We start from the raw sequence: 22,092 nt of genomic DNA, 5'->3' as shown, positions 1-22,092 counted from the left end.
CGGCTCAGTGCAGGATGGTCTTCAAGCCGATCAGGGCGACGCCGAACAGTCCCGCCACGGCGGTGGAGACCAGCTGCTCGCCACGGGACAGCCGGCCCTGCCGGCCGATCCGCCAGCCCGCCATGCAGAGCAGGACGGTGCTGCAGACCAGGGCCGCGACGATCGCGGTACGCAGGTTGGCGCGGAGCAGCCAGGCCACCACCAGCACACCCAGCGGCAGGAGGGAGGCCGTGACCATCTCCCAGCCGCTGGTCAGTTGCGCGCGGACCGTGTCCCACCGGGGGCGGTGGCCCTGGTGGATGCGTTCGGCCACGATCCGGGCGTACCGTTCCGCGGCCCAGTAGATCGAGAGCGTGACCAGCACCGCGACGACGGTGGTCGACACCGTCGGCGCGTGGGAGGCCACCATGACGGCGGCGCTCACGATGATGCCGTACAGGCCCGCCGCGGTCGCCTCCTGCACGTCGTGGGGTGACTTCGGCTGCCGCGGCGAGGCGTGACGGGCCTGCTGAGTGCGCACGCGGACCTCGTCAGTGGGCGCCGGTAGCAGCGAGTGCGTCGCCCGGTCCCGCGGTTCGCGGACCCGGGGGACGGGCGCGGGCGGCGACGGTCACGAGCACCTCGTAGGCCGCCAGCACCAGCGCGATGACCAGCAAGGAGGTCCATGACGACCACAGCAACGCGAGCACGGCGGCCACTACGACGCCGCCGACGCGCAGTGGGTCCAGGTGGGCGGCGGCCCAGCCGGGGCCGCGCGCGGCGAGGACCCGACCGCCGACCCGCGCCCCGCGGCCGGCGGCGCGCATCCCGAGGACGGTCTGCCGGCGGAGCCAGGTCGGTGCCCGGCCCGGCCCGATCAGGTACATCGCCACGGCCAGGACCGCGCCGATCACGATGATCTGGACGCCCCGCAGGCGCAGCAGGCCGAAGACGCTCGTGAAAGCCGCCGCGACGCCGTCTCGGTAGACGCCCGCGGGCACCTCGCCGAGCAGTTGCCCGCGTACGGCCCGCAGCGCTGCGGTCACCGCCACGGCGGCGACGACCAGCCACAGGCCGAGCTGGAGCAGCGTGCGCCGGCGCTCCGGAGAGACCAGAAGCGCGAGGCACAGCAGGACGAGCGTACCGATCACGCCGAGCACCAGGTCGCGCTTGGCGGTCGCCACGGCCTGCTGAGCGGCCCACAACTGGCCCGAGTCGTAGATCGTGAACTGGGCGAAGTTCTCCGGCAGGGTGATCCCCAGTGCGTCCTGCACCCGGATCCGCAGATTGTCCGGGATCGCGCCGCTGCCGAGGTCCGGCAGGGAGATCTGCTTGCCGAACAGCGTCGGCATCTGGTTGCTGAGCTCCCGGAGCACCTGGTTGATCAGTGGCAGCAGGTCGATGTCGACGTGGTCCTGCCGGCCGATCACGACGGTGCTGGTGCCGTCGATGATGGCGAGGGCGCGCTGGTGCGCGCGACGGTTCAGCTCCACCCAGATCCCGGCGAAGCGATCGCTCTGCAGCACGTTCGTGACGGTCGTCCGTACGGCGCCCCGCAGCTGGCCCGTCGCCGGTCCGGCGAGGAACGCCGCCTGCTGGGGAAGGACGCTGCGCACCCGCTGCTCCACGTCGAGGGCCGCGAACACCTGCGTCGTGGTGTACTCGGCGACCGCCGTGGCGACCTGCGGGTTCTGCGGCAGCGGCGCCACCGTCGAGACCCACCGGTCGGTACTGAGCACGGTGGTGGCCGCCCACACCCCGACCACGCTCGCGACGAGGGCGAACGCTGACAGAGCGATGAGCACGGCGGCCGTGGCGCGGCGCAGGGTGCGGACCACGGCGGCACGGCGGCGCCGGGTGTCGAGCCGAGCGTGCAGCGATGTCACCTCGGCGCGCAGCCGGGTGAGCTCGTCGCCGCGCATGGTTTCCGGGCCAGGGGTGCCCGCCTCCGCGGTCATGCCGGTCACCTCCGCGTGATCCGCAGCATCTTGGCCTCGCCTCCGTGGACGATCAGCGCGTAGATCGCCGACACGTCGAAGCAGACCGCGAGGATGGTCCAGGCCGGATAGGCCGTGACGAATCCGAGGTTCACCAGCGCGTTGATGGAAGCCACCACCACGCCGACGACCCGCGCCCATCGGTATCCGAGCACGACCCCGCCGCCGGCCGCCACCAGGACCACGCCGAGGATCAGCAGCGCCCATCCCCAGACGGCGTAGTTGACGTCGACCGCCAGGCCCGAGGTCGACGAGCGGTAGAAGCTTTCGTCGAACACCGCGACGAGCCCCTGGACGGCATTGATCAGGCCTGCGCCGCAGAGCAGGATGCCGATGAAGACCACCCAGCCGAGCCACGCGGTGGCGGCCCTGGGCTCGGCGCTCGAGTGCGCCTGTACTTGCTCGCTTTCGGTCATGGCTGGTCCGTTCCTCCTCGTGGGCGGGAAGCGCTCCTCAGCGGTACATGCGCGGCGCGGCACGGACGGCCGTGTGCGCGGAACCGGCGACCAGCGAGCCGATGGCCACGCCAAGGACGAAGTTGAGGCCCGCGGTGAACAGGCGGGAGCCCAGGTCCTGGTCGGTGACGAAGGGCGCCAGCATCGCCACCACGGTCGCCAGCGTCATGACCCAGCCGAAGAAGAGCATGGGCCGGGGGGTGAACATGAGCAGCAGGTGCATCACCCCGGTGGCCACGAGGCTGAGCATCGCGGCGCCCAGGGCGTACCATCCGGTTCTGGCGTCGCCCCACACGCCGGCACCCTTGGGCGCGAGCACGTCCACATGGAAGAGTCCGCGACCCACGAGGACCCCGACTATCGCGATGAGGGCGGCCACGACCGCGGTGGCCGCACCGCCGGCCCACAGCCGGCCGGCGTTGAGCGCCGGTCGCGGTGACGGACTCGCGGACTGGTACATCGCCGTCATGGCGTTCCTCCTCCAGGCACCGCGGCTACCGTGGCCGCTCGTGGGCCGAGCGTCGTCGGCGGGCGGGTCGCTGTGCTCATCCGGCGGGGGTGAACCGGCTCGCGGGTCCCGGAAATACCCCGTCAGGGATGAGGGTCGGGGTGCCGGGGCGCGGTCACGATGGCTCCGACGCCGCCGGACACCAGGAGGGCGGCTCGGGGCGAACCGATGTCGGGAGCGAGCGATGACAACCTTCACCGTGTGGAAGTTCGACGATCCGGACGGCGCGGACCGGGCCGCGCGGATCCTCACGAATGCCGAAGCGGACGGGCTGGTCAAGGTCGAGGACCATGCGATCGTGCGGTGGCCGGCCGGGGCGGCGCAGCCCAGCACCGCGCACGGGCACGAGGGCGTCTGGCAGGGTGCGGGCTGGGGCGGGATCTTCGGCCTGCTGATCGGCACGTTGTTCTTCATGCCGCTGGTCGGTGGCATGGCCGGTGCGGCGCTCGGCGCCCTCGGCAGGGCCACCGAGGACGCCGGCATCAGCAAGGAGGACCTGGCGAAGATCCGCGACGAAGTGACGGTCGGCACGTCCGCCCTGTTCGCCGTCACGGACCAGGGTGACCTCGACCGGCTGGGCGAGCGGTTCCGGGGTATGCGGAGCAAGCTCATCGCCACCAACCTCACCGACGGCGAGCGGGGCATCCTGTTCGAGACGTTCGGCGGCGCCTGAGCGCCCTCAGTAAGGCGTCGGGACGTGCCGGACGGACAGGCCCGGCTCATGGTAGCCGTCCGGCTTCTGACGCTTCGGGAGCGTCACCTCGAGCGGCTTCAGCGGCCGGTACGGGACGCTGCTGAGCAGATGACTGATGACGTTGAGGCGGCCGCGTTTCTTGTCGTCGTTGTTCACCACGTACCACGGGGCCCAGGCGGTGTCCGTGGCGCGGAACATGGCGTCGCGGGCCCGTGAGTAGTCGTACCAGCGGCTGTACGAGCGGAGATCGAGCTCGGAGAGCTTCCAGACCTTGCGCGGGTCGTTGATGCGGCTCTCCAGGCGCCGCGTCTGCTCGTCGGCGCTGACTTCCAGCCAGTACTTGAGCAGGATGACCCCGGAGTCGGCGATGGCCCGCTCGACTCCGGGGGCTGCCTCGAGGAAGTTGTGGGTCTGCTGCTCGGTGCAGAAGCCCATGACCCGTTCGACGCCCGCGCGGTTGTACCAGCTGCGATCGAAGATCACCACGTCGCCGGCGCCGGGCAGGTGCGGCAGATACCGCTGCAGGTACATCTGGGAACGCTCGCGCTCGGTCGGGGCCGGCAGTGCCACGACGCGGAAGACCCGCGGGCTGACCCGCTCGGTGATCGCCTTGATCGTGCCGCCCTTGCCCGCGGTGTCGCGTCCCTCGAACACGATGCAGATCTTGGCACCCGTACCCTTCACCCACTCCTGCATGGCGACCAGCTCGCCGTCCAGACGGCGCAGCTCCCGCTGGTACTGCTTGTTCTTCATCCGAGGGATCATGGTGTCCTCCTTGCGCGTCTGCGGATGGTCTGTTCAGTCGCGACGGGCTCGCGCGGGCGTGACCGCGCTCCGGGCGTCGAGAGTCGCCTCCGGCGCACGGCCGCGCCGGATCCCCTTGGCGACCTCGACGACCAGCGGCAGCGCGGCGGCGAGCAGGAAGCACCCCAGCCACTGCCGGCCGGTCAGCCCCTGCGTGAGCAGGCTCCGCTGGAGGAAGTCGACCCGGGTGGCCACCACCACCAGCCCGACCGGGATCAGCCCGATCGCCGCCGCCTTCAGCACCGGCGGGAGCAGCCCGGGGGCCGGGTCGCGGCGGTTGACCAGCGCGTTGCCGACCGTGCCGAGCCCCATCACCACGAACGCCATCGTCATGGCCGCGCTCGGCGCGTCGGTGCGCGGCGTGTCCGGGCCGGCGACCATCGGCGCGAGCGCGGCGAGGAAGAGCACCGAGGCGTAGAGCAGCCACGACAGCACGGCTGCCCGGTTGGTGATCGGCACCCGGGGATCACGCGGTGGCCGGCGCATGACCTCGGCGTCGCCCGGATCCACGGCGATGATCACGACGCCGACCGCGGTGGCGCAGAAGAACAGGTAGAGCACCATCGAGGGGGTCAGGGCCACACCGTGGTTGATGTTCAAGGCGGTGGCGGCCACGAAGAGCATCACCAGGGACAGGAGCTGGGTCATCTGGTAGCGGACGTACGCGACGATCTTCTCGTAGACGCGGCGGCCGATCTCGACCGCGTGCACCAGGGTCCCGAAGTTGTCGTCGGTGAGGATCATCCGTGCGGCCTGCTTGGTGACCTCGCTGCCGCTGCCCATCGCCACCCCGATGTCGGCCTGCTTGAGCGCCGCGGCGTCGTTGACGGCGTCCCCGGTCATCGCGACGATCAGGCCCTGGTCCTGCATCAGACGCGCCAGGCGCAGCTTGTCGCGGGGCGAGACCCGGCCGAAGACGTGCAGCTGGGGCAGCTGCCGCGCCAGTTCCTCGTCGGACAGCTCCGCCAGCTCCTTGCCGCTGATCGCGCCGGCCCCGAGCCCGAGCGTCTCGCCGATGGCCCGGGCCGTGACGGCGTGGTCACCCGTGATCATCCGCACGTCGATGCCGGCGTCCAGCGCAGTGTGCACGGCGCCCCGGGCCTCCACGCGGAGCGGGTCGATGATGCCCACCATGCCGACGAAGCCGAGGTCCTGGGTCAGTGACATCGGGTCCGTGGTCAGCGCCGGCACCTCGTCCGCGCTGACGATCCGGGCAGCGAAGGCCAGGACCCGCAGGCCCTTGCCGGCCATCCGCCGGTTGGCGGCGGTGATGTCGGCACGGGACTCGTCGATCGGTGTCTGGGCGCCGCTCAACGGCCCGCCGACCCGGCTGCACCGAGTCAGGACCACGTCGGGTGCGCCCTTGACCAGCTCGATGACGCAGTCGGTGCCCGCCACCGCGTACCGGTGGAAGGTCGCCATGAACTTGTAGTCCGAATCGAACGGCACCTCGGCCAGGCGGGGGTAGGTGCGCCGGGCCTCGCCGGCGTGCACACCCAGCTTGGCGGCGAGCACCACGAGCGCGGCCTCGGTCGGATCACCGATCACGGTGCCGTCGTCGCCGACGGTCGCGTCGCTGTCCAGCGCGAGCCCCAGGGCCAGCCGGGTGAACTCGGGCACCGGTGCTCCCGACGCGGAGGTGACGGCCCCGGTCTTGCGGTAGCCCTCGCCCTCGACGGCGTACCAGGCGCCTCCTGCGTAGAGCTGCGAGACCATCATCTCGTTCATCGTCAGCGTGCCGGTCTTGTCGGTGTTGATGGCGCTGGTGGCGCCTAGCGTCTCGACGTCGGTGAGGTTCTTGACGATGGCCTTTGCCTCCGCGAGGCCCTTAGCCCCGTACGAGAGCAGCCCTGCCACGAACGCGGGCAGGCCGGTCGGAATGGCCGAGATCGCCATGGCGGTGCCCAGCAGCAGGAGCTGGTCGAGTGCCATGCCGCGCAGCCAGCCCACCACCACGATGAACGCGACAGCCGTCCAGGCGACGATGCCGAGGACCTTGGTCAACGAGTCGAGCTCACGCTGCAGGGGCGACCTGGTCCGGTGCACCGAGCTCAGCATCGTCGCGATCTGCCCCATCTCGGTGTGCATGCCGGTGGCGGTGACCACCATCGTGGCCGTACCCCTGGTCACCGAGGTGTTCTGGAACAGCATGTTCGACCGGTCGCCGACCGCGACGTCACCGGTGGGCAACGCGCGGGCCTCCTTGGCGACGGGTGCGCTCTCCCCGGTGAGCGCCGCCTCCTGGGCCTCGAGGGTGGCCGAGTGCAGGATCCGGCCGTCGGCTGGGACCAGGTCGCCCGCCTCGACGCGGACGATGTCGCCGGGAACGACCTCCGTGGCGGCCACGAGGGTGAGCTTGCCGTCGCGGACGAGTCTCGCCTGCGGTACCTGCATCTTGGAAAGAGCGTCCACACTGGCCCGCGCCTTGAGTTCCTGCCGGGCGCCGAGGACCACGTTGAGCAGGATGAGCAGGCCCACGATGATCGAGGTCGAGAACTCGCCGATCAGGATGCTGACGGCGACCACGGCCACGAGCATGATGTTCATCGGGTCGCGGAGCTGCTGCATCGCCACCGCCCACGCCGACGGCGGCTTCTCGGCGGCGAGGCGGTTGGGCCCGTAGCGGCTGAGCCGGGCCGCCGCCTCGTCGTGGCTGAGCCCGCGGTCGGCGTCGCTCTCCAGCGCTGCGACGGTGACTATCGCCGTCTGGGCGTACCAGGGACGGCGGCCGTCGGAGGCGCCGGCCTTCGTCTGCTCGATGGTGCCGGTCTCGTCGGTCATGGCGTGCCCTCTCCGAAGCCGGCCGGGGGTTCCCGCTCGGCTCGGGCTCCACCTTCGCGGCTGCCCCCGCGGAGGTCCCTCACCCGGAGGGGATGGTTTCGCCGCTCCTGCGCGATCGCGTGTCCCAGCACCGCCGCCAGCAGCAGGCAGAACGCCAGAATGTACAGCCAGCCGATGTAGGTGAAGGCGACGCCGATGGTGCCGTAACGGTCCTCGCTGGAGCGCAGCGCCCACGGCAGGTATCGGGCTCCGACGGGACGGACCGCGAGCATCATCAGCCCGAAGGCGAGGCCACCGGGCAGCGCCGGCCGGGCCGGCAAGGCATTTCCGAGCAACAGAAGCGGCAGGAGGACCGCGAGCGTGCAGTCCGCCAGAAAGAGCAGGACTGCCGATGACACAGCGGGCAGAGGCAGTCCGGCCGTGAGCCGGCCGAGCATGCGGGTACCGACGGCGAACAGGGCCAGCGTCAGTACCGTGGCGAACCATCGCCAGGCCGCTCTCGGACCGGTGGGCGTGCTGGATACGGACCACACGGCTCCGTAGGCGCGGGCGAGCGCCCGGGCGAGCCCGGTGGAGGACAACAGGACGACCAGGCTGCCGAGCATTCCGAAGGCACTGATGCCTTGGTGGCTGAGTGCGTCGTCGATGACGCGCCGGGACGACTCCGGCACGTGCGCGAGGTCCGAGACACGGGAGGTCCGGCTCGGCCCGAGCACCGCACCGAGCAGGATCAGGACCGGAAAGATGGACGTGAACGCCTGTGCGGCGAGCGTCATCGACCGGTCGAAGATCTGCACCCGGGCGAACTCCGTGGCGGTCCGGGCCAGGAGACTGCGGGGATCCGGTATGCGCCGCACGGGTCACCTCGACGGTCCGCCGCTTGTGCCGTCCGCCGAGATGAGGGCGCCTATCCAGCGCGTCGCCGGGTCGATGTCCACGAGCAGACCCTTGGCCAGCAGGCTCAAGGGGATCGCCAGGAGCGCGCCGAGGGGGCCGAGGACCCAGGTCCAGAACACCAGGGACAGGAACGACACGGTGGCCGACAGGCCGACGGCGTCGCCGACGATCTTCGGCTGGATCACCGACTGGATCACGAAGTTGACGACGCAGTACAGCGCGACGACCATGGCCATCCGCGGCGGGCCACCCTCCAGGAGAGCGAGCAGCGCCGGCGGCACCAGGCCCACCACGAAGCCGATGTTGGGAATGTAGTTGGTGATGAACGAGAGCAGTCCCCACAGCAGTGGCAGCGGGATGTCGAGCGCCCAGAGCACCACCGTGTCGATCACTGCGACGATCAGTCCGAAGATCGTCGAGACCAGCAGGTAGCGCCTGGTGCCCTGGGCGAAGGAGCGCAGCGCGCCGATGACCTCGGGGCGTTGCGTCGCGGCGGTCGCGAGCCGGGCGGGGAAATGGACCGCGTCCAGGCACAGGAAGAGCAGCAGGGCGAGCAGGAAGACGCTGTTGGAGAGCAGCGCGAGAAGTCCGCCGAGCGTGTTCAGCACCAGCTCCGCGACGCCGCCCGGGCCGATCAGCCCGGTGAGGTCCTGCACCTGATGCGCGTCGACTCCCAGGGCGTCGAGTGATCGGGTGGCGGCGGCACGCAACTCCGCGAACTGGCTCTGGTACTGCGGCATGAGGTCGACCAGGCGGGTGACCGACAGCACCAGGGCGATGCCCAGCCCACCCAGCACGACGTACACCGTCGCTATGAGGGCCGCGGCTGCCGCCCAGACCGGTGCGCCCAGGCCGCGCAGCCAGGTGCTCAGCGGGCTGGCGGTGACGGTCAGCATCAGGGCGAGAACGACCGGGCCGAGGATGTCGGAGACCGAACGCAGGCCGGCCACCGACACCACGACGCTCGCCAGGCCCAGCAGCACGATGACTCCGCGGGGCAGGGCGGAGCCGCCGTCGCTCACGCCGCCGGACGGGCGGCTCACCTTCAGGACTCCTTGACCTCGGCGCCGTGCACCGCGAGCGCGTAGATGACCAGGATGTCGGTCGCGATGACGATGGTGCACCAGATCGGGTAGGCCGGCAGGAACGCGATGTTCGCCAGGGCGCTGAGCACGGCCACCACGATGCCCAGGACGCGGGCCCACATCTGGCCGAGCAGGACGCCGATGCCGATGCCGATGGCGGCGAGACCCAGGAACAGGTGCGTCCAGCCCCAGGACGTGTAGTCCATGGTGAGGGTCAGGCCGTTCCGGGTGACCAGGTACTGATCCTCCTTGAAGAGGGCGACGAAGCCCTCGATGGCCTGGAAGCTGCCCATCATCACCAGCATGATGCCGCCGAACACGACGAACCCGGTCCATCCGGTGCGTCGACGGGCCGGCGCGTTGTACGGATCGTCCGCGGTGTAGCCGCGCTTCTCCTGGGTGTCCGACATGACGATGCCACCTCTCCTTGTTTCCTTCGGTCGTCCGGCCGCTCGACCGGACGTCATGTCTGGCGCCGTCGCACCGGCGCCTGCGGCAGGTCGTTGACCGCCGCGCTCAGGTACGGCCCCACGAGGGCCAGCCGGGACTCGCCGTCCGCGGCCACCTCTATCCGCGAGCCGTCCCACACCAGCAGGCAGACGGCGATCGGCTGCGATCCGCACCGCCTGATGTCCCCCGGGGCCAGGTGGTACACGCCGGCCGACACTGCCGCCCGTACCGGGATGACTCGGCTGATCACCGGTCCACGCCGGACCACCAGCACGTCGTCCACCCATGCCGCCCACATCGGTCGCGACCACCACCGGGTCAGCCGCGGCCAGATCGCCGACGGGTATCCGCAGGCGCGGATCCGGCACCGGAACGCGTCCTCGAACCGCACGAAGCGTCGCCGGCTGCGGTACGCCGCGACGTCGGCGGCGATCAACGCGCCGAGGAAGGCCGCGATCATCAGTGATACGAGCACGGGAGCCCTCCCTTCGGCTGTCGTCCGCATGGTCGCCCGCTGGGAAAGGCCTTCGCGCCATCCGCCGCGAGTGAGATGGGCGGCGGCCGACCATTCGCCCGGGACGATCCACCGGCCCGTGCCCTTGCGCTGAAATGGGGCGTGACCTCGAGCGCCTTGGCACTGATCGCGGCCGCCGTGTTCGCCTGGGGGGCGTTCTCGGCGAGGCTCGAGCGCGCCGACCTCACCGCCCCGATCGCCTTCGTCGGCGTCGGTGTCCTGGTGGCCGGCTTCTCCGGGTTCGGCGCGGATGCCGGCTCGACCGGCGTCACGGTGCTGACCGAGGCGACGCTGGTCTGGGTGCTGTTCTCCGATGCCGCCCGGGTCGGCCTCCGCGAGTTCCGCCGGGAAGCCGGGCTGTACGGCCGGCTCCTCGGCCTGGCCCTGCCCCTGACCGTGGTGGCCGGGGCCGTCGGCGCCTGGGCCATCCTCGGCATCTCGACGCCGTGGCTCGCGCTGCTGATCGGTGCCGCCCTGGCCCCGACGGACGCCGCCCTGGGCGCCGTCGTGATCACTCATCCCGCGGTGCCCGATCGGGTCCGGCGCCTCCTGAACGTGGAGAGCGGACTGAACGACGGCATCGTCACGCCGGTCGTGATGGTCGCGCTGGCCGGGGCCGCGTCGGCGCCCGGGCACGCCGGGGCGACCGTGGGCGCGGCCGCGCTGCAGCTGGTGGGCGGCGCGCTGATCGGCGTGGCCTTCGGCGCGGGCGGGGGAGCCCTGCTGCGGGTGGCCGGCCGCCGGGGCTGGGCGGCCGACAACTTCGCCGGCCCCGCGGTACTGGCGCTGGCCCTGGTGGCCTACGCCGGATCGCTGGCGGTGCACGGCAACGGGTTCGTCGCCGCCTTCGCCGGGGGCCTAGCGTTCGGGCACGTCGCCGGCCGGGGCGGTCCGCGCGAGGTCTTCTACGTCGAGCAGACGGCCGGGCTGGCGTCGCTGCTGGTCTGGCTGCTCTTCGGTGCGGTCGCCGTACCGCTGCTGTACGACCGGATCGACGGCGGGCTGCTGCTCTACGCCGTGGTGAGCCTGACCGCCGTACGGATGATCCCGGTCGCGCTGAGCCTGATCGGCGCCCGCCTCGGGACCCGTACCGTCCTCTTCGTCGGCTGGTTCGGTCCCCGCGGGCTCGCCTCGGTGGTCTTCGCGTTGCTGGCCGTGGAGCAGCTGGGCGAGCGCGCCCGCCCGGCCGTCGCCGTCATCGTCCTGACGGTCCTGCTCAGTGTGGTGGCGCACGGCCTGACCGCCGGTCCGTGGGCCGCCCGGTACGGCGCCCACGCCGGCGCGGACCACGAGGCCCGGCGAGCGGCATGAGGGACCGGAGGACGCCGATCGTCGCGGTGTTCCTGCTCGGCTGGGCGGCGCTGGGCATCACGATCGGCGTCCTGCCGGGAATCTCGGCGACGAGCGGCTGGGCCGTGCTGCTCGCCGCGGCCGTGCTCGGCCTGCTCGGCGCGGTACTGCGCCCGGCGGCAGCGGTGCTGCTCACCCGCGTGGGCTGGGCCGGCGTCCTCGGCGGCTGGCTGCTGGGCCAGGCCCTGATCGTCTACCTTGCGCTGTCGGTGACGCCCGGGCTGCACATCGCCGGTTTCGGGGCCGCGTTCTGGGCGTCCTGGATGTACGCCGCGCTGGCCAGCATCGGTCTCTGGTTCGTCACGGCCGGTCAGCCGGCGATGATCACCCGGCATCTGCTCCGGGTGAACCGCCGCCACCGGCGGGCCGCTCCCTCGAGCGACGTGCCGGGCGTGGTCTTCATCCAGATCGACGGGCTCTCCGCCCCGCTGGCCCGGTGGGCGATCGCCGCGGGCTGCCTGCCGACGCTCACCCGGTGGTTGCGGTCGGGCAGCCACACCCTGGCGGAGTGGCACGCGCAGCTGCCGGCGACCACCCCGGCCAGCCAGGCCGGTCTGCTGCACGGCGCGAGCGCCGCAGTGCCGGCGTTCCGCTGGTACGAGAAGGACTCCGGCCGCCTGGTCGTCACCAACCGGCCGCGCGACAGCGCCCTGGTCGAGGCCCGCCTGAGCGACAGGCGAGGCTTGCTGGCCGACGGTGGTGTGAGCGTCAGCAACGTCTTCTCCGGCGATGCGCCGACGAGCCTGCTGACCATGAGCACCATCGGGGCCCGGGCGACGGCCGGCCGTCCCGCCCGCTACGTCAGCACGTACCTGCTCGATCCGTTCGGTCTCACCCGTTCGCTGATGCTGACCGTCGGCGAGATCGTCAAGGAGCTGCACCAGGCGCGACGGCAGCGGTTGCGGCGGGTGCGGCCGCGGATCCGCCGGACCGCCTCGTACGTGCTGTTGCGGGGGCTGACCAACGTGTTGCTCCGCCACCTCAACCTCTCGATCATCGCCGAGCACGTCATGCGCGGCGCCCCGGCCGTCTACTGCGATTTCGTCGACTACGACGAGATCGCGCACCACGCCGGACCGGGGCGCCCGGAAGCCCTGGCGGCGCTCGAAGGCATCGACGGTGTCCTCGCGACGCTGGAGGACGTGGCGAAGGCGGCTCCCCGCCCGTACCGGTTCGTGGTCCTCTCCGACCACGGGCAGAGTCAGGGGGCGACCTTCGCGCAACGGTACGGCCACACCCTGGAGGAGCTCGTCCATACGCTCAGCGCCGCGCCGGGTCCGGGCGTCGTCGCGACCGGTGACGACGAGCAGGCCGGCCGGGCCCGGGCGTTGCGGGCCGGGCTGGTGGGCGGCACGGGCGAGCAGACGAAGGACGGTCGTGCCGTGCCCGAGATCGTCGTCGCGGTCTCGGGCAATCTGGCCCTGGTGTATCTGGCCCGGCATCCCGGCCGGATGACGATGGAAGACATCGAGGAGCGCTGTCCGCGGCTGCTTCCCGGCCTCGTGGGCCACGGCGGTATCGGGTGGATCATGGTCCGGTCGCGCCGGCTCGGCCCGGTCGTGCTGGGCCGAGCCGGGCGCCGCATCCTCCTCGACGACCGGGTCGAGGGCGAGGACCCGCTGGCCGGGTTCGGCCCGCTGGCCGCGGCCGATCTGCGCCGGCACGACACGCTGGCGCACGTGGGCGACATCGTCGTCAACAGCCTGCTGGATCCGGTGACCCAGGAGGTCGCCGCCTTCGAGGAGCTGATCGGCTGCCACGGCGGCCTGGGCGGGTGGCAGAGCCGGTCGATGCTCGTCCATCCCGCCGCCTGGCCGGTCACCGAGGAGCTGATCGGTGCCGACTCCGTACACCGGCAGTTGGTGCGCTGGAGGGAACAGCTGATCAGCGGGGCGGGGCCGGCCGGGACCCCGGACCCTCCTCGTGGGGAAGCCGGCGCACCTCGATGAGGCGCAGGCCGAGACCGTGGATGCGGGAGATGAGACCGACGACGGCGGATTGATCCGGTAGGGATCCGTGCAGCACCGTCTCCGGCGGTTCGACGCTCACGGTCAGATCCCGGAGTTCCGCGAGCAGCTCTGCCGGGATCTCTCCGGAGACCCTGACCTGATATGACGCCTCGGGCATGATCTTTCCCTCCGTCGCCGCGCCCGCCGACCGGTCATCCCGCGAATCTTCCGCTGCGCTTCAACTCGGCCCGCATGATGGCGACCTCGTCCGCGCCCGGGACCACGATGCGCGGATCCGGGGTGAAATCGAGGTCCGGGTCGCGTTCCTTGTAGTCGACGGCGTTGAGGATGACCTTGATCGTGTTCAGCCGGGCCCGCTGTTTGTCGTTGGAGCGGATGATCAGCCAGGGGGCGGCCTTCGTGCCGGTGCGCACGAGCATCTCGTACTTGCGATTGGTGAAGTCGTCCCACCGGTTCTGGGCCTGCATGTCGATCTCGCTGAGCTTCCACCGGCGCAGCGGGTCGGTCAGGCGGCGCTCGAACCGGTGGGCCTGCTCCTCCTTGGTGACGCTGAAGTACAACTTGACGAGGACCGTGCCCTGACGCACCAGATCCTTCTCGAACCCGGTGACGCCGCGCAGGAAGTCCTGGTACTCCTTGCGGCTGCAGAATCCGAAGACCCGTTCCACCATCGCGCGGTTGTACCAGCTCCGGTCGAACAGCACGATCTCGCCGCCGGTCGGGAACTGGGCCACGTAGCGTTGGAAGTACCACTGGGTCCGCTGGTCCTCGGTGGGTCGTCCGAGCGCGACGACGCGGTAGTGCTTTTCGTTCATGAAACGGGTCACCCGCCGGATGGCGCCGCCCTTGCCCGCGGCGTCGCGCCCCTCGAACAGCACGATCATCCGCAGGTCCTCGGCCTCGAGGTGGCGCTGCAACTTGAGCAGCTCGACCTGCCACGCCCGCAGGCAGAGATCCGCGTTCAGCTTCCGGGCCAGCGTCGCGCGCTCGCGCCGGAGCGTCGCGAGTTCCCGCATCGCCTCCCCGTACGCCGCGGCGAGGTCTGCCGGGAGCCGCTGCGGTGACGACGCGGGCATCGTGGTCCTCCTTCGAGCAGGTGACTCTCAGCGTCGCGCGGCGATCGTTATCGGACGTCATCCCGGACGAGTGACGCATCAGATGAGCCCCAGCGAGCGGGCCCGGCGAACCGCCTCGTTGCGCCGCGACGCGGAGAGTTTGCGCAGGATGCTGCGGACGTGGGTCTTCACCGTGTTGACCGAGACGTACAGCGTGGCGGCGATCTCCTCGGTCGGCAGCATTCCGGCCATGCCTTCCAGGACCTCCATCTCCCGCCGGCTCAGCGACTCGACGATCACCAGGTTGCCGGGCTCCGGTGCCCGGCCGGCGGGCTGCGGAGCCGTCGGCGCCTCACCCTGCAGGGTCCGGTACTGGTGGGTCAGCTCGTCGTCGTCGCGCAGCACGCGGCGGAGCCGTGCCCAGACCTGCTGCACGGCGCGACGATGCGCGTCCGGGACGGCAGCCCGCAGAGCGTGCCGCAGGGAGCTGCGGGCATTGGCGGCGTCGCCCGTCTGGTCGGCGATCGTCGCCATGGTCAACCAGGCTTCCACGCAGATCGGCGGGGCCAGTCCGGCCGAGCTGAGCACCGGCACGAGGGTTTCGGCCGCCCGCTCCGCCGCGCCCCCGGCGGCCAGGGCGGCGGCGTGGAGCACGACGACGTCCGGCGGGTGCGGCTGCGCGAACCGGCCGACCACCTCGATCGCCTCGGGGGCCCGGCCGGTGGTGATCAGCAGATGGGCGCGGGACACGCTGATCTCCCGGACCATCCACTCCGGTGGGACGCGACCGGGCGGGGCCGACGCCTCCTCGAGCAGGCTCAGGGCGCCCCGGAGCTCGCCGCGGGCCTGTAACCGGCGTGCCTTCACCAGCGCGAATGCGGCGGCGGCGACCCCGTCGTCGCGCGGATGGCGCTTCGGGTCGGCGGCGCGCAGATGGCGGCCGGCCGCGTCGACGTCGTACCGCTCCATCGCCACCCAGGCGAGGGCCACGCGGGCCACGATCGGCCTGCGCGCCTGCTCCAATCCGCATCGATCGGCCGCGTCGACGGCCTCGGTGGCCAGTTTCTCGGCGTGCCGCAGCCGACCGCGGTACGCCTCGATGAGCGCGAGGTGCTGCAGGCAGTCGATCGCCAGGTACCGGCATCCCGCTGCCGTGGTGGCCGCGGCTTCCGCGAGGCAGATCGCGGCCGCATCGACCGCGCCGAGCCGGCTGTGGGCGAATCCGCGGGCCGCCAGCGTCAGCACCCGCAGCTCGGGGCGCTTCGCCAGCACTTCGGGAGGCGCCTCGGCGAGGGCCTGCTCGGTCGCCGGGCTCAGCTGCAGGACCTCGGAGTGATCGTCGCGCGCCGCCGCGACGAGAACGCTGAGCACCGAATCCGCCAGCGCGAGCGCCTTGCTGTACTCCCAGCCGCGGCTCATGACCAGTTCCTGCGCGCGGGCCAGATGGCGGGCGCTGCGATCGGCCGAAGCGTCGCCGAGCTCGAGCGCGGCGACGACAGTCGCGACTTCCGCGTTGTCGCAATCGTCCGGAAGCTGCCCCAGGAGCGCCCCCAGCCGGCCGGTACGCCCTTCGACCACCAGGCGGCCGATCGCGTAGTGGTCGATGACCACCGTGGCGGCCATGTGCCAGTCCCGCGCCTTGACGGCGTGGTTGACCGCCTCGACGGTTTGGCCGTGGGCCGCGAACCAGCGCGCCGCGTGGCGGTGCAGGTCAGGCGCCTGCTCGGGTGCCTCACACATCAGCTGGGCGCGGAGCAGCTCGGCGAAGAGCCGATGGAACCGGTACGCCGTCGAGTACTCGGCCGCGGGCTGGACGAACGCGTTCCGGCGCTCCAGGTCCACGAGCAGCCTGCGGGCGTCGGCACGCCCCGTGACCGCCTCGGCCAGCTCGGGGGTGAAGGTGTCCAGGATGCTGGCCTCCAGCAGGAACGCCCGGACGTGCGGTGGCTGGACCCGCAGCACCTCGTCGACGAAGTACTCGGCGATGGTCGCCTCGTTTCCGGTGATCGTGTCGACGAGGCGGTCGGCGTCGCGGTGGTCCTGCAGGGCCATGGCGAACAACCGCAGGCCGGCCGCCCATCCCTCGGTGTGTTCCAGCAGCGACGCCAGCCCGGCCGGGCTCAGGTCCACGCCGTGCAGGGTGAGCAGTGCGGCGGCCTCCTCGGTGGTGAACGCGAGATTCTCGCTGCGGATCTCGATCAGCCGCCCGGCGAGCCGGTACCGGTGCAGCGGCAGGGGCGGATCCCATCGGCCGATCAGCACCAGCCGCAGCATCGGGGTCGCGTGCCGCAGGACGAACTCCAGGTCCGTGGCCCATCGTTCCCCGCCGGCGCTCGACGCGCCGTCGAGGACGAGCAGCAGCGGCCGGTCCTGGTCGGCCAGCTCGGCCGCCAGGCGCACCAGGAACGAGCGGTCCACGCCGGCGCGCGACGGCACGGGGGTCAGCGACGGCGATATGGCCACTCCGGAGCGCCGGAGTGCCGCCACGACGTACGTCCAGAACACCGATGATTGATCGTCCTCGTCCTCCAGGGTGATCCATGCGACGGCGGTGTCGGCCATACCTCCCCGGACCCAGGAGGCCACCAGCTGGGTCTTGCCGGCGCCCGCGGGGCCCACCACCAGGGTGACCGGGACGTCCCGGCGGGCGGTGAGCGCTTCGATCAGGCGGGGCCGGGCCACCATGAAGCGTGGACGTTCGGGCACCTCGAATTTGGACTCGAGCAGGGGATCGCCATCCGTCACCGGACCGATCATGGGCGTGGTGAGAGTGAGATCAGCACGCACGGGTCCTCCCTCCTGTGGTGCAACCACGGAGCTGCGAGATACAGCCTTCCGGCTGGGTCGGAGTGCCACATCGTCCGGATCGGATAATTTCTGTCCTGTTCGTCCGCGACGGATGGTGCGCCCCCGGGCACCGTCGGTGTTCGGTCGCAGCAGGGATCGGAGTCGCCGATCGCATCGCCGGAGGCACGCCATGGCAACTCGGACAGGACCCGACATGAGAACGACGCTGGGCGACGAGGCGGCCGCACCGCCCCGTACGCCTGCGGCGAGGCTGGCGGCGGGACGGGCGTCCCGTGCCGAGGTTCCCCTCGACGCGCATGCGCAGGTGCCGGCGATCCGCGCCCGGGCGGACGCGGTCGACGTGCTCGCCGCTCAGGCGGCGACGCGGGTGCCCGAGCTCGTTCCCATCCGGTACGGCCGGATGCTCGTCTCGCCCTTCACGTTCTTCCGCGGCGCCGCCGCGGTCATGGCGGCGGATCTCGCCCGGACACCGGTCTCGGGGTGGACGTGTCAGATCTGCGGGGACGCGCACCTGAGCAACTTCGGCCTGTTCGCCTCCCCGGAGCGGCGGATGGTGTTCGACGTCAACGACTTCGACGAGACCCATCCGGGACCGTGGGAGTGGGACGTCAAGCGCCTGGCGGCGAGTCTCGTCGTCGCAGCCCGGGACAACGGCTTCCGCCGCAAGGTCCGCTCCGGTGTCGTCCTCGCCGCCGTGGGCAGGTACCGGGAGGCGATGCAGCGCTTCGCCGGGCAGCGGGAGGTCGACGTCTGGTACGCGCGCGCCGACCTGGAAGAGGTGAACGAGCTGCTGAAGGAGCAGCTCAGCAAGACCCGTCGCAAGCGCTTCGCCGAGGCCCAGGCGAAGGCGCGCACCCGCGACACCATGCAGGCGTTCCGCAAGATGACGGCGCTGGTGGACGGGCACCGCCGGATCGTCGCCGATCCGCCGCTGCTGGTGCCGATCCAGGATCTGCTGCCGGAGGCGGGCCGCGCGGAGCTGGAGAGGCACATGCGGGACCTGCTGGCCGGGTACGCCGGCACCCTGTCTCCCGACCGGCGTCACCTGTTCCGGTCGTTCCACTTCGTCGACCTGGCCCGCAAGGTGGTCGGGGTCGGCAGCGTCGGGACCCGGTGCTGGGTGGTCCTGCTCAGCGGCCGCGACGAGGACGACCCGCTGCTGCTGCAGGTGAAGGAGGCTCCGCCCTCGGTCCTGGCCGCCCACGTCCGGGCCCGGCCGGATGCCGGATGGCGCAGCGAGGGGGAGCGGGTCGTGTCCGGGCAGCGGTTGATGCAGGCGGCCGGCGACATCTTCCTGGGCTGGCAGTCCTTCGCCGGCTTCGACGGCCGTACGCGCGACTTCTACGTGCGGCAGCTGCGCGACTGGAAGGGTTCCGCGATCGTCGAGACGATGGACCCGGAGGGGATGCGCGTCTACGGCGCCCTCTGCGGCTGGACCCTTGCCCGGGCCCACGCGCGCACCGGCGACAGGATCGCGATCGCCGGATACCTGGGCGACGACGACGCCTTCGATCGCGCGCTGGTGGAGTTCGCCGAGACCTACGCCGACCGCAACGAACACGACTACGAGCGTCTGGTGGCGGCGGCACGCTCGGGCCGGATCCCCGTCCGGGAAGGGGTCTGAGGGCTCAGACCGGCGTCTGCGTACCGGCGTCGCGCACCCGGGCGTGGAACAGGCCGAGGCGGTAGAGCCGCTCGAGCCGGCGGACGGTGAACGGGTGCGAGCGGGGAAGCTGGGAGAGGCCCACCCAGAACCCCGTGAGCCGCTCGCCCTGCCGGACCAGCTCGTCCACGTCGACGACGTTCTCGGTGTGCCGGCCCGAGGCCAGCAGCACCAGGCCGGTCATCCCCAGCGGTGCGAGGTGGGCGCCGTGCCGGTCGCACGAGTATTCGCGCAGCCGGGACAGCGCCGGGCCCAGCAACGGAATGCGTTCCGAGTACGCCACGGCGAGCTGATACCACAGCGACACGTGGTGCAGCCGGATGTGGCCGAGCTCGTGGCCCAGGATGAACCGCAGACCTTCCCGGTTGTCGTGGTACAGGTTCGCGAACAACTCGTTGGACAGGACGACGTAGTCGTGGCCGGTGGCCTGCGCCGCGAAGGCGTTCAGGGCGCCGTTGCCGTTGGCGAGATAGATCTGCGGGCGGCGCCGGAGCCCGAGGCGGTGCGCGAACTCGTCCATCATGCGGTACAGGTCGCCGTACTGGCCTGGCGACAGCTCCACCGCGGTGCCGCGTACGGATGCCCGCTGCGTCTCCCGGACCACGATGAGGAACGGGACGAGCAGGAGCAGGCCGATGAGGGCGGAGCGGACGGCCGTCGCCCAGCCGGAGTCCTCGAGGCGCTCGGGCAGGAACGGCAGCATCACGGCGGCCTGGATGATCAGGGCGATGATGAGCACGTTGAGCACCGCCATCAGGACGAAGAACGGCACCTCGGCGGGGTGCCGCAGCCCGCTGCCGGTGGTGGTGTGCTGCCGCTTGGACGTCTTCACAGCGGTCCTCCTGTCCGGGTACTGATACTGGCGCCGAGCGTCCGCCGCGCCACCCGTCCCCGCCTCATCCCGGCGAGATGAGGCCCTTGGTGCCGGCCCGGGGCGAGACTGCGGGATATCCCGAGCGCCGACACGGAGGCCGTCATGATCGACGTCAGAACCGGCGGTACGCCGGCGCCGGTGTCCTCGCGTCCGGCACAGCGCTGGCTGGCCCGGCTCTCCTTCGCCGCGGCCGTCGCAGCGACGGCTCTGGTGCTGGTGGTGGCCGGGCTGCGCGCCGGCATCGCCCTGCTGGTGATCGCGGCGGCAGGCATGGCCTTGACCCTGGCGGCGGCATGGTGGTTCCTGACCCACCGCGGGCTGCTGCGGGCGCTGGCCGGCGTCGCCGTCGTCCTCGCCCCGCTCATCGTCGCCGTCCTGTACGCCCGGGCCCGGCTCGTCTGGGTCGTCGTCGTGTTCGCGATGCTGTGGTCGGCGGCGCTGGCGGCGGGACGGCGGGCCCTCTCGATCGCCGATGCCGCGCCGCCCCGGGAGTACGACACCCCGCCGCCGGCGCGGCCGTATCTGATCATGAATCCGCGCTCCGGCGGCGGCAAGGTCGTTCGGTTCGATCTCGTACGACGGGCGCAGGCGCTGGGCGCGGAGGTGCTGCTCCTGGAGGGCACCGGCGTGACCGTGACCGACCTCGCCCGCAAGGCCATCCGGGACGGCGCCGACCTGCTGGGCGTCGCCGGGGGAGACGGCACCCAGGCCCTCGTGGCCGGGATCGCCGCCGAGCACGGACTGCCGTTCATGGTCGTCTCCGCGGGCACCCGCAACCACTTCGCCCTCGACCTCGGCCTCGACCGGGACGACCCGGCCACATGTCTCGACGCGCTGACCGACGGCGTCGAGGTGCGTGTGGACCTCGGCATGGTGGGGTCACGGACGTTCGTCAACAACGCGTCGTTCGGGGCGTACGCGGCTGTCGTGCAGAGTCCCGCCTACCGCGAGGACAAGGCCCGTACCACGCTGGACATGCTGCCCGGCCTGCTGACCGGCCGGAACGGAACCGGGCTGCGGCTGGTGGCCGGGAACCGGGAGCTGACCGGGGCGCAGGCCGTGCTCGTCAGCAACAACCCCTACGCCATCGAGGACATCGCAGGGCTGGGACACCGTCCGCGGGTCGACGGGGGTGTCCTCGGCGTGCTGGCCGTCACGGTCCGCGGCGCCGTCGACGCGGCCGGGCTGATCCGCGGGCGGCGGCGGGCGAAGTCGCTCACCGCGTTCACCGCCCGGGAGGCTGTGATCGACGCCGATGCGCCGTCGGTGCCCGTGGGGATCGACGGGGAGGCCGTCACGATGTCCACGCCGGTGCTCTGCACGATCGTGCCGGGTGCTCTGCGCGTACGGGTGCCCCGGCGGCGTCCCGGCGTCCCCCCGCCGAGGCCGGAGCTGGACTGGGCCCGGTTGCGCCGGCTCGCCCTGTCCACCGGCCGCCGATGAGCGCACCGGGCCGCACCGGGCTGGTGATCGCGCACCTGTCCGACCTGCACCTGGGAGCCCACGACCCGGACACGGTGGAATCGGTGGTCGCCGACGTCGCGGCCGTACGTCCGGCGCTGACGGTCGTCACCGGAGACTGCACCATGCGCGCGCGGAACCGCCAGTTCCGTCAGGCCCGGTACCTGATCGACCGGCTGCCGGCGCCCCGGCTCGTGGTGCTCGGCAACCACGACGTCCCCCTGGTCAGCGTCCGGCGGCTCGTCTCGCCGTACCGGCGTTATCGGCTCTTGATCGACTCCGACCTGGAACCGGTGGTGCGGCTGCCCGGCCTGACCGCGCTCGGGCTGCCGACCGCACCCGCCTGGCGGTGGAAGAGCGGCAGGGTGTCGCGGCGGCAGAGCGACTCGGTCGTGGCGGTGCTCGGCGCCGCGCCCGTCGGTGACGTCCGGCTGCTGGCGCTGCACCATCCACCCCGGGCGACGGGTCTCGCCACGGTCGCCGGTCGCGGCCGGCTGCTGCACGCCCTCGCCGTCTCGCGGGTGGACCTGGTGCTGGCCGGACACACCCATGTACCGGCGGCGGGCCTCGTCGGGGCCACGCTCGAGGTGGTGGCCGGCACCGCCACGAGCCGGCGCACCCGTGGCGTCGGCAGGTCATGGACCGTCATCCGGATCGACGAGGCGGCCGTCGTCGTCGAGGAGCGCCACCAGTCCGGTTCCGGGTGGCGTACGGGTCCGACCACGCACTGTCCGCGACGGAGCTGAC

General features: G+C 71.8%; 19 protein-coding genes. 6 read left to right on the top strand and 13 right to left on the bottom strand.

Annotated elements, in window-relative coordinates; genetic code table 11:
• Nucleotides 1-4 precede the first annotated feature (4 nt).
• The 4 genes from AB0368_RS29395 to AB0368_RS29380 are packed head-to-tail and all read right to left on the bottom strand — an operon-like array spanning nt 5 to nt 2,900.
• Nucleotides 5-520: a hypothetical protein gene (locus AB0368_RS29395; protein ID WP_366157244.1), complete on the bottom strand. Its 516-nt coding sequence runs from the start codon at nt 518-520 to the stop codon at nt 5-7.
• 10 nt (nt 521-530) lie between these two features.
• On the bottom strand, nt 531-1,937 hold the full coding sequence (locus AB0368_RS29390; RefSeq protein WP_366157243.1) for a hypothetical protein: 1,407 nt from the start codon (nt 1,935-1,937) through the stop codon (nt 531-533).
• A gap of 5 nt (nt 1,938-1,942) precedes the next feature.
• Nucleotides 1,943-2,392, bottom strand: coding sequence for a hypothetical protein (locus AB0368_RS29385; protein ID WP_366157242.1), 450 nt, complete (start codon nt 2,390-2,392; stop codon nt 1,943-1,945).
• A gap of 37 nt (nt 2,393-2,429) precedes the next feature.
• Nucleotides 2,430-2,900: a DUF6069 family protein gene (locus tag AB0368_RS29380; RefSeq protein ID WP_366157241.1), complete on the bottom strand. Its 471-nt coding sequence runs from the start codon at nt 2,898-2,900 to the stop codon at nt 2,430-2,432.
• 223 nt (nt 2,901-3,123) lie between these two features.
• On the opposite strand from AB0368_RS29380, the gene AB0368_RS29375 reads away from it, so the two are divergent.
• Entirely contained in the window at nt 3,124-3,612 is a 489-nt protein-coding gene (locus tag AB0368_RS29375; RefSeq protein WP_366157240.1) for a DUF1269 domain-containing protein, read from the top strand.
• A 6-nt stretch (nt 3,613-3,618) separates the two neighbouring features.
• On the opposite strand, the gene ppk2 (AB0368_RS29370) is transcribed toward AB0368_RS29375, so the two are convergent.
• From ppk2 (AB0368_RS29370) to AB0368_RS29345, 6 genes are read right to left on the bottom strand one after another with little or no spacing between them, the layout of a single operon-like run.
• On the bottom strand, nt 3,619-4,398 hold the full coding sequence (gene ppk2 / locus AB0368_RS29370; RefSeq protein WP_366157239.1) for a polyphosphate kinase 2: 780 nt from the start codon (nt 4,396-4,398) through the stop codon (nt 3,619-3,621).
• Nucleotides 4,399-4,431: 33 nt separating this feature from the next.
• On the bottom strand, nt 4,432-7,218 hold the full coding sequence (locus AB0368_RS29365) for a cation-transporting P-type ATPase (protein ID WP_366157238.1): 2,787 nt from the start codon (nt 7,216-7,218) through the stop codon (nt 4,432-4,434).
• A complete protein-coding gene (locus tag AB0368_RS29360; protein ID WP_366157237.1) occupies nt 7,215-8,075 on the bottom strand; it encodes a YhjD/YihY/BrkB family envelope integrity protein in 861 nt (286 codons plus the stop codon). Before AB0368_RS29360 ends, AB0368_RS29365 begins: the two co-directional genes overlap by 4 nt.
• Nucleotides 8,076-8,078: 3 nt before the next feature.
• Nucleotides 8,079-9,158, bottom strand: a complete 1,080-nt coding sequence (locus tag AB0368_RS29355; RefSeq protein WP_366157236.1) for an AI-2E family transporter — start codon at nt 9,156-9,158, stop codon at nt 8,079-8,081.
• A 2-nt stretch (nt 9,159-9,160) separates the two neighbouring features.
• A complete protein-coding gene (locus tag AB0368_RS29350; protein WP_366157235.1) occupies nt 9,161-9,610 on the bottom strand; it encodes a hypothetical protein in 450 nt (149 codons plus the stop codon).
• 53 nt (nt 9,611-9,663) lie between these two features.
• The gene (locus AB0368_RS29345) at nt 9,664-10,125 is read right to left on the bottom strand and encodes a hypothetical protein (RefSeq protein WP_366157234.1); all 462 of its coding nucleotides are present in this window, start codon (nt 10,123-10,125) and stop codon (nt 9,664-9,666) included.
• A 141-nt stretch (nt 10,126-10,266) separates the two neighbouring features.
• On the opposite strand from AB0368_RS29345, the gene AB0368_RS29340 reads away from it, so the two are divergent.
• Nucleotides 10,267-11,475 carry a cation:proton antiporter gene (locus AB0368_RS29340; protein WP_366157233.1) on the top strand — a complete coding sequence of 403 codons (1,209 nt, stop codon included), beginning with the start codon at nt 10,267-10,269 and terminating at the stop codon, nt 11,473-11,475.
• Nucleotides 11,472-13,463, top strand: a complete 1,992-nt coding sequence (locus tag AB0368_RS29335) for an alkaline phosphatase family protein (protein ID WP_366157232.1) — start codon at nt 11,472-11,474, stop codon at nt 13,461-13,463. The genes AB0368_RS29340 and AB0368_RS29335 overlap by 4 nt, the downstream gene beginning before the upstream one ends.
• A 212-nt stretch (nt 13,464-13,675) precedes the next feature.
• Here the strand turns inward: AB0368_RS29335 and ppk2 (AB0368_RS29330) are convergent, their stop codons facing one another.
• Together ppk2 (AB0368_RS29330) and AB0368_RS29325 are read right to left on the bottom strand one after the other, a co-directional pair.
• A complete protein-coding gene (gene ppk2, locus AB0368_RS29330; protein ID WP_366157231.1) occupies nt 13,676-14,560 on the bottom strand; it encodes a polyphosphate kinase 2 in 885 nt (294 codons plus the stop codon).
• A 78-nt stretch (nt 14,561-14,638) separates the two neighbouring features.
• Nucleotides 14,639-17,326: a LuxR C-terminal-related transcriptional regulator gene (locus tag AB0368_RS29325; RefSeq protein WP_366157230.1), complete on the bottom strand. Its 2,688-nt coding sequence runs from the start codon at nt 17,324-17,326 to the stop codon at nt 14,639-14,641.
• Nucleotides 17,327-17,540: 214 nt separating this feature from the next.
• On the opposite strand from AB0368_RS29325, the gene AB0368_RS29320 reads away from it, so the two are divergent.
• Nucleotides 17,541-18,971, top strand: coding sequence for a DUF2252 domain-containing protein (locus AB0368_RS29320; RefSeq protein ID WP_366157229.1), 1,431 nt, complete (start codon nt 17,541-17,543; stop codon nt 18,969-18,971).
• A 4-nt stretch (nt 18,972-18,975) separates the two neighbouring features.
• Here AB0368_RS29320 and AB0368_RS29315 read toward each other — a convergent pair whose 3' ends face one another.
• Entirely contained in the window at nt 18,976-19,842 is an 867-nt protein-coding gene (locus tag AB0368_RS29315; RefSeq protein WP_366157228.1) for a M48 family metallopeptidase, read from the bottom strand.
• A 144-nt stretch (nt 19,843-19,986) separates the two neighbouring features.
• On the opposite strand from AB0368_RS29315, the gene AB0368_RS29310 reads away from it, so the two are divergent.
• On the top strand, nt 19,987-21,327 hold the full coding sequence (locus AB0368_RS29310; RefSeq protein WP_366157227.1) for a diacylglycerol kinase family protein: 1,341 nt from the start codon (nt 19,987-19,989) through the stop codon (nt 21,325-21,327).
• Nucleotides 21,324-22,091 (top strand): metallophosphoesterase, encoded by a 768-nt coding sequence (locus AB0368_RS29305; protein ID WP_366157226.1) that lies wholly within the window; start codon nt 21,324-21,326, stop codon nt 22,089-22,091. The genes AB0368_RS29310 and AB0368_RS29305 overlap by 4 nt, the downstream gene beginning before the upstream one ends.
• Nucleotide 22,092: the final 1 nt, after the last annotated feature.

Source organism: Actinoplanes sp. NPDC051475, assembly GCF_040689425.1.
Lineage (GTDB): Bacteria > Actinomycetota > Actinomycetes > Mycobacteriales > Micromonosporaceae > Actinoplanes.
Note: the sequence above shows the minus strand (reverse complement) of the source record. Positions and strands in the feature narration are given on the sequence as shown.

Coding starts and splice junctions, on each gene's coding strand:
- AB0368_RS29385 (WP_366157242.1), bottom strand. CDS start 2,392: ATGACCGAAAGCGAGCAAGTACAGGCGCACTCGAGCGCCGAGCCCAGG.
- AB0368_RS29350 (WP_366157235.1), bottom strand. CDS start 9,610: ATGTCGGACACCCAGGAGAAGCGCGGCTACACCGCGGACGATCCGTAC.
- AB0368_RS29380 (WP_366157241.1), bottom strand. CDS start 2,900: ATGACGGCGATGTACCAGTCCGCGAGTCCGTCACCGCGACCGGCGCTC.
- AB0368_RS29365 (WP_366157238.1), bottom strand. CDS start 7,218: ATGACCGACGAGACCGGCACCATCGAGCAGACGAAGGCCGGCGCCTCC.
- AB0368_RS29310 (WP_366157227.1), top strand. CDS start 19,987: ATGATCGACGTCAGAACCGGCGGTACGCCGGCGCCGGTGTCCTCGCGT.
- AB0368_RS29320 (WP_366157229.1), top strand. CDS start 17,541: ATGAGAACGACGCTGGGCGACGAGGCGGCCGCACCGCCCCGTACGCCT.
- AB0368_RS29305 (WP_366157226.1), top strand. CDS start 21,324: ATGAGCGCACCGGGCCGCACCGGGCTGGTGATCGCGCACCTGTCCGAC.
- ppk2 (WP_366157231.1), bottom strand. CDS start 14,560: ATGCCCGCGTCGTCACCGCAGCGGCTCCCGGCAGACCTCGCCGCGGCG.
- AB0368_RS29335 (WP_366157232.1), top strand. CDS start 11,472: ATGAGGGACCGGAGGACGCCGATCGTCGCGGTGTTCCTGCTCGGCTGG.
- AB0368_RS29375 (WP_366157240.1), top strand. CDS start 3,124: ATGACAACCTTCACCGTGTGGAAGTTCGACGATCCGGACGGCGCGGAC.
- ppk2 (WP_366157239.1), bottom strand. CDS start 4,398: ATGATCCCTCGGATGAAGAACAAGCAGTACCAGCGGGAGCTGCGCCGT.
- AB0368_RS29390 (WP_366157243.1), bottom strand. CDS start 1,937: ATGACCGCGGAGGCGGGCACCCCTGGCCCGGAAACCATGCGCGGCGAC.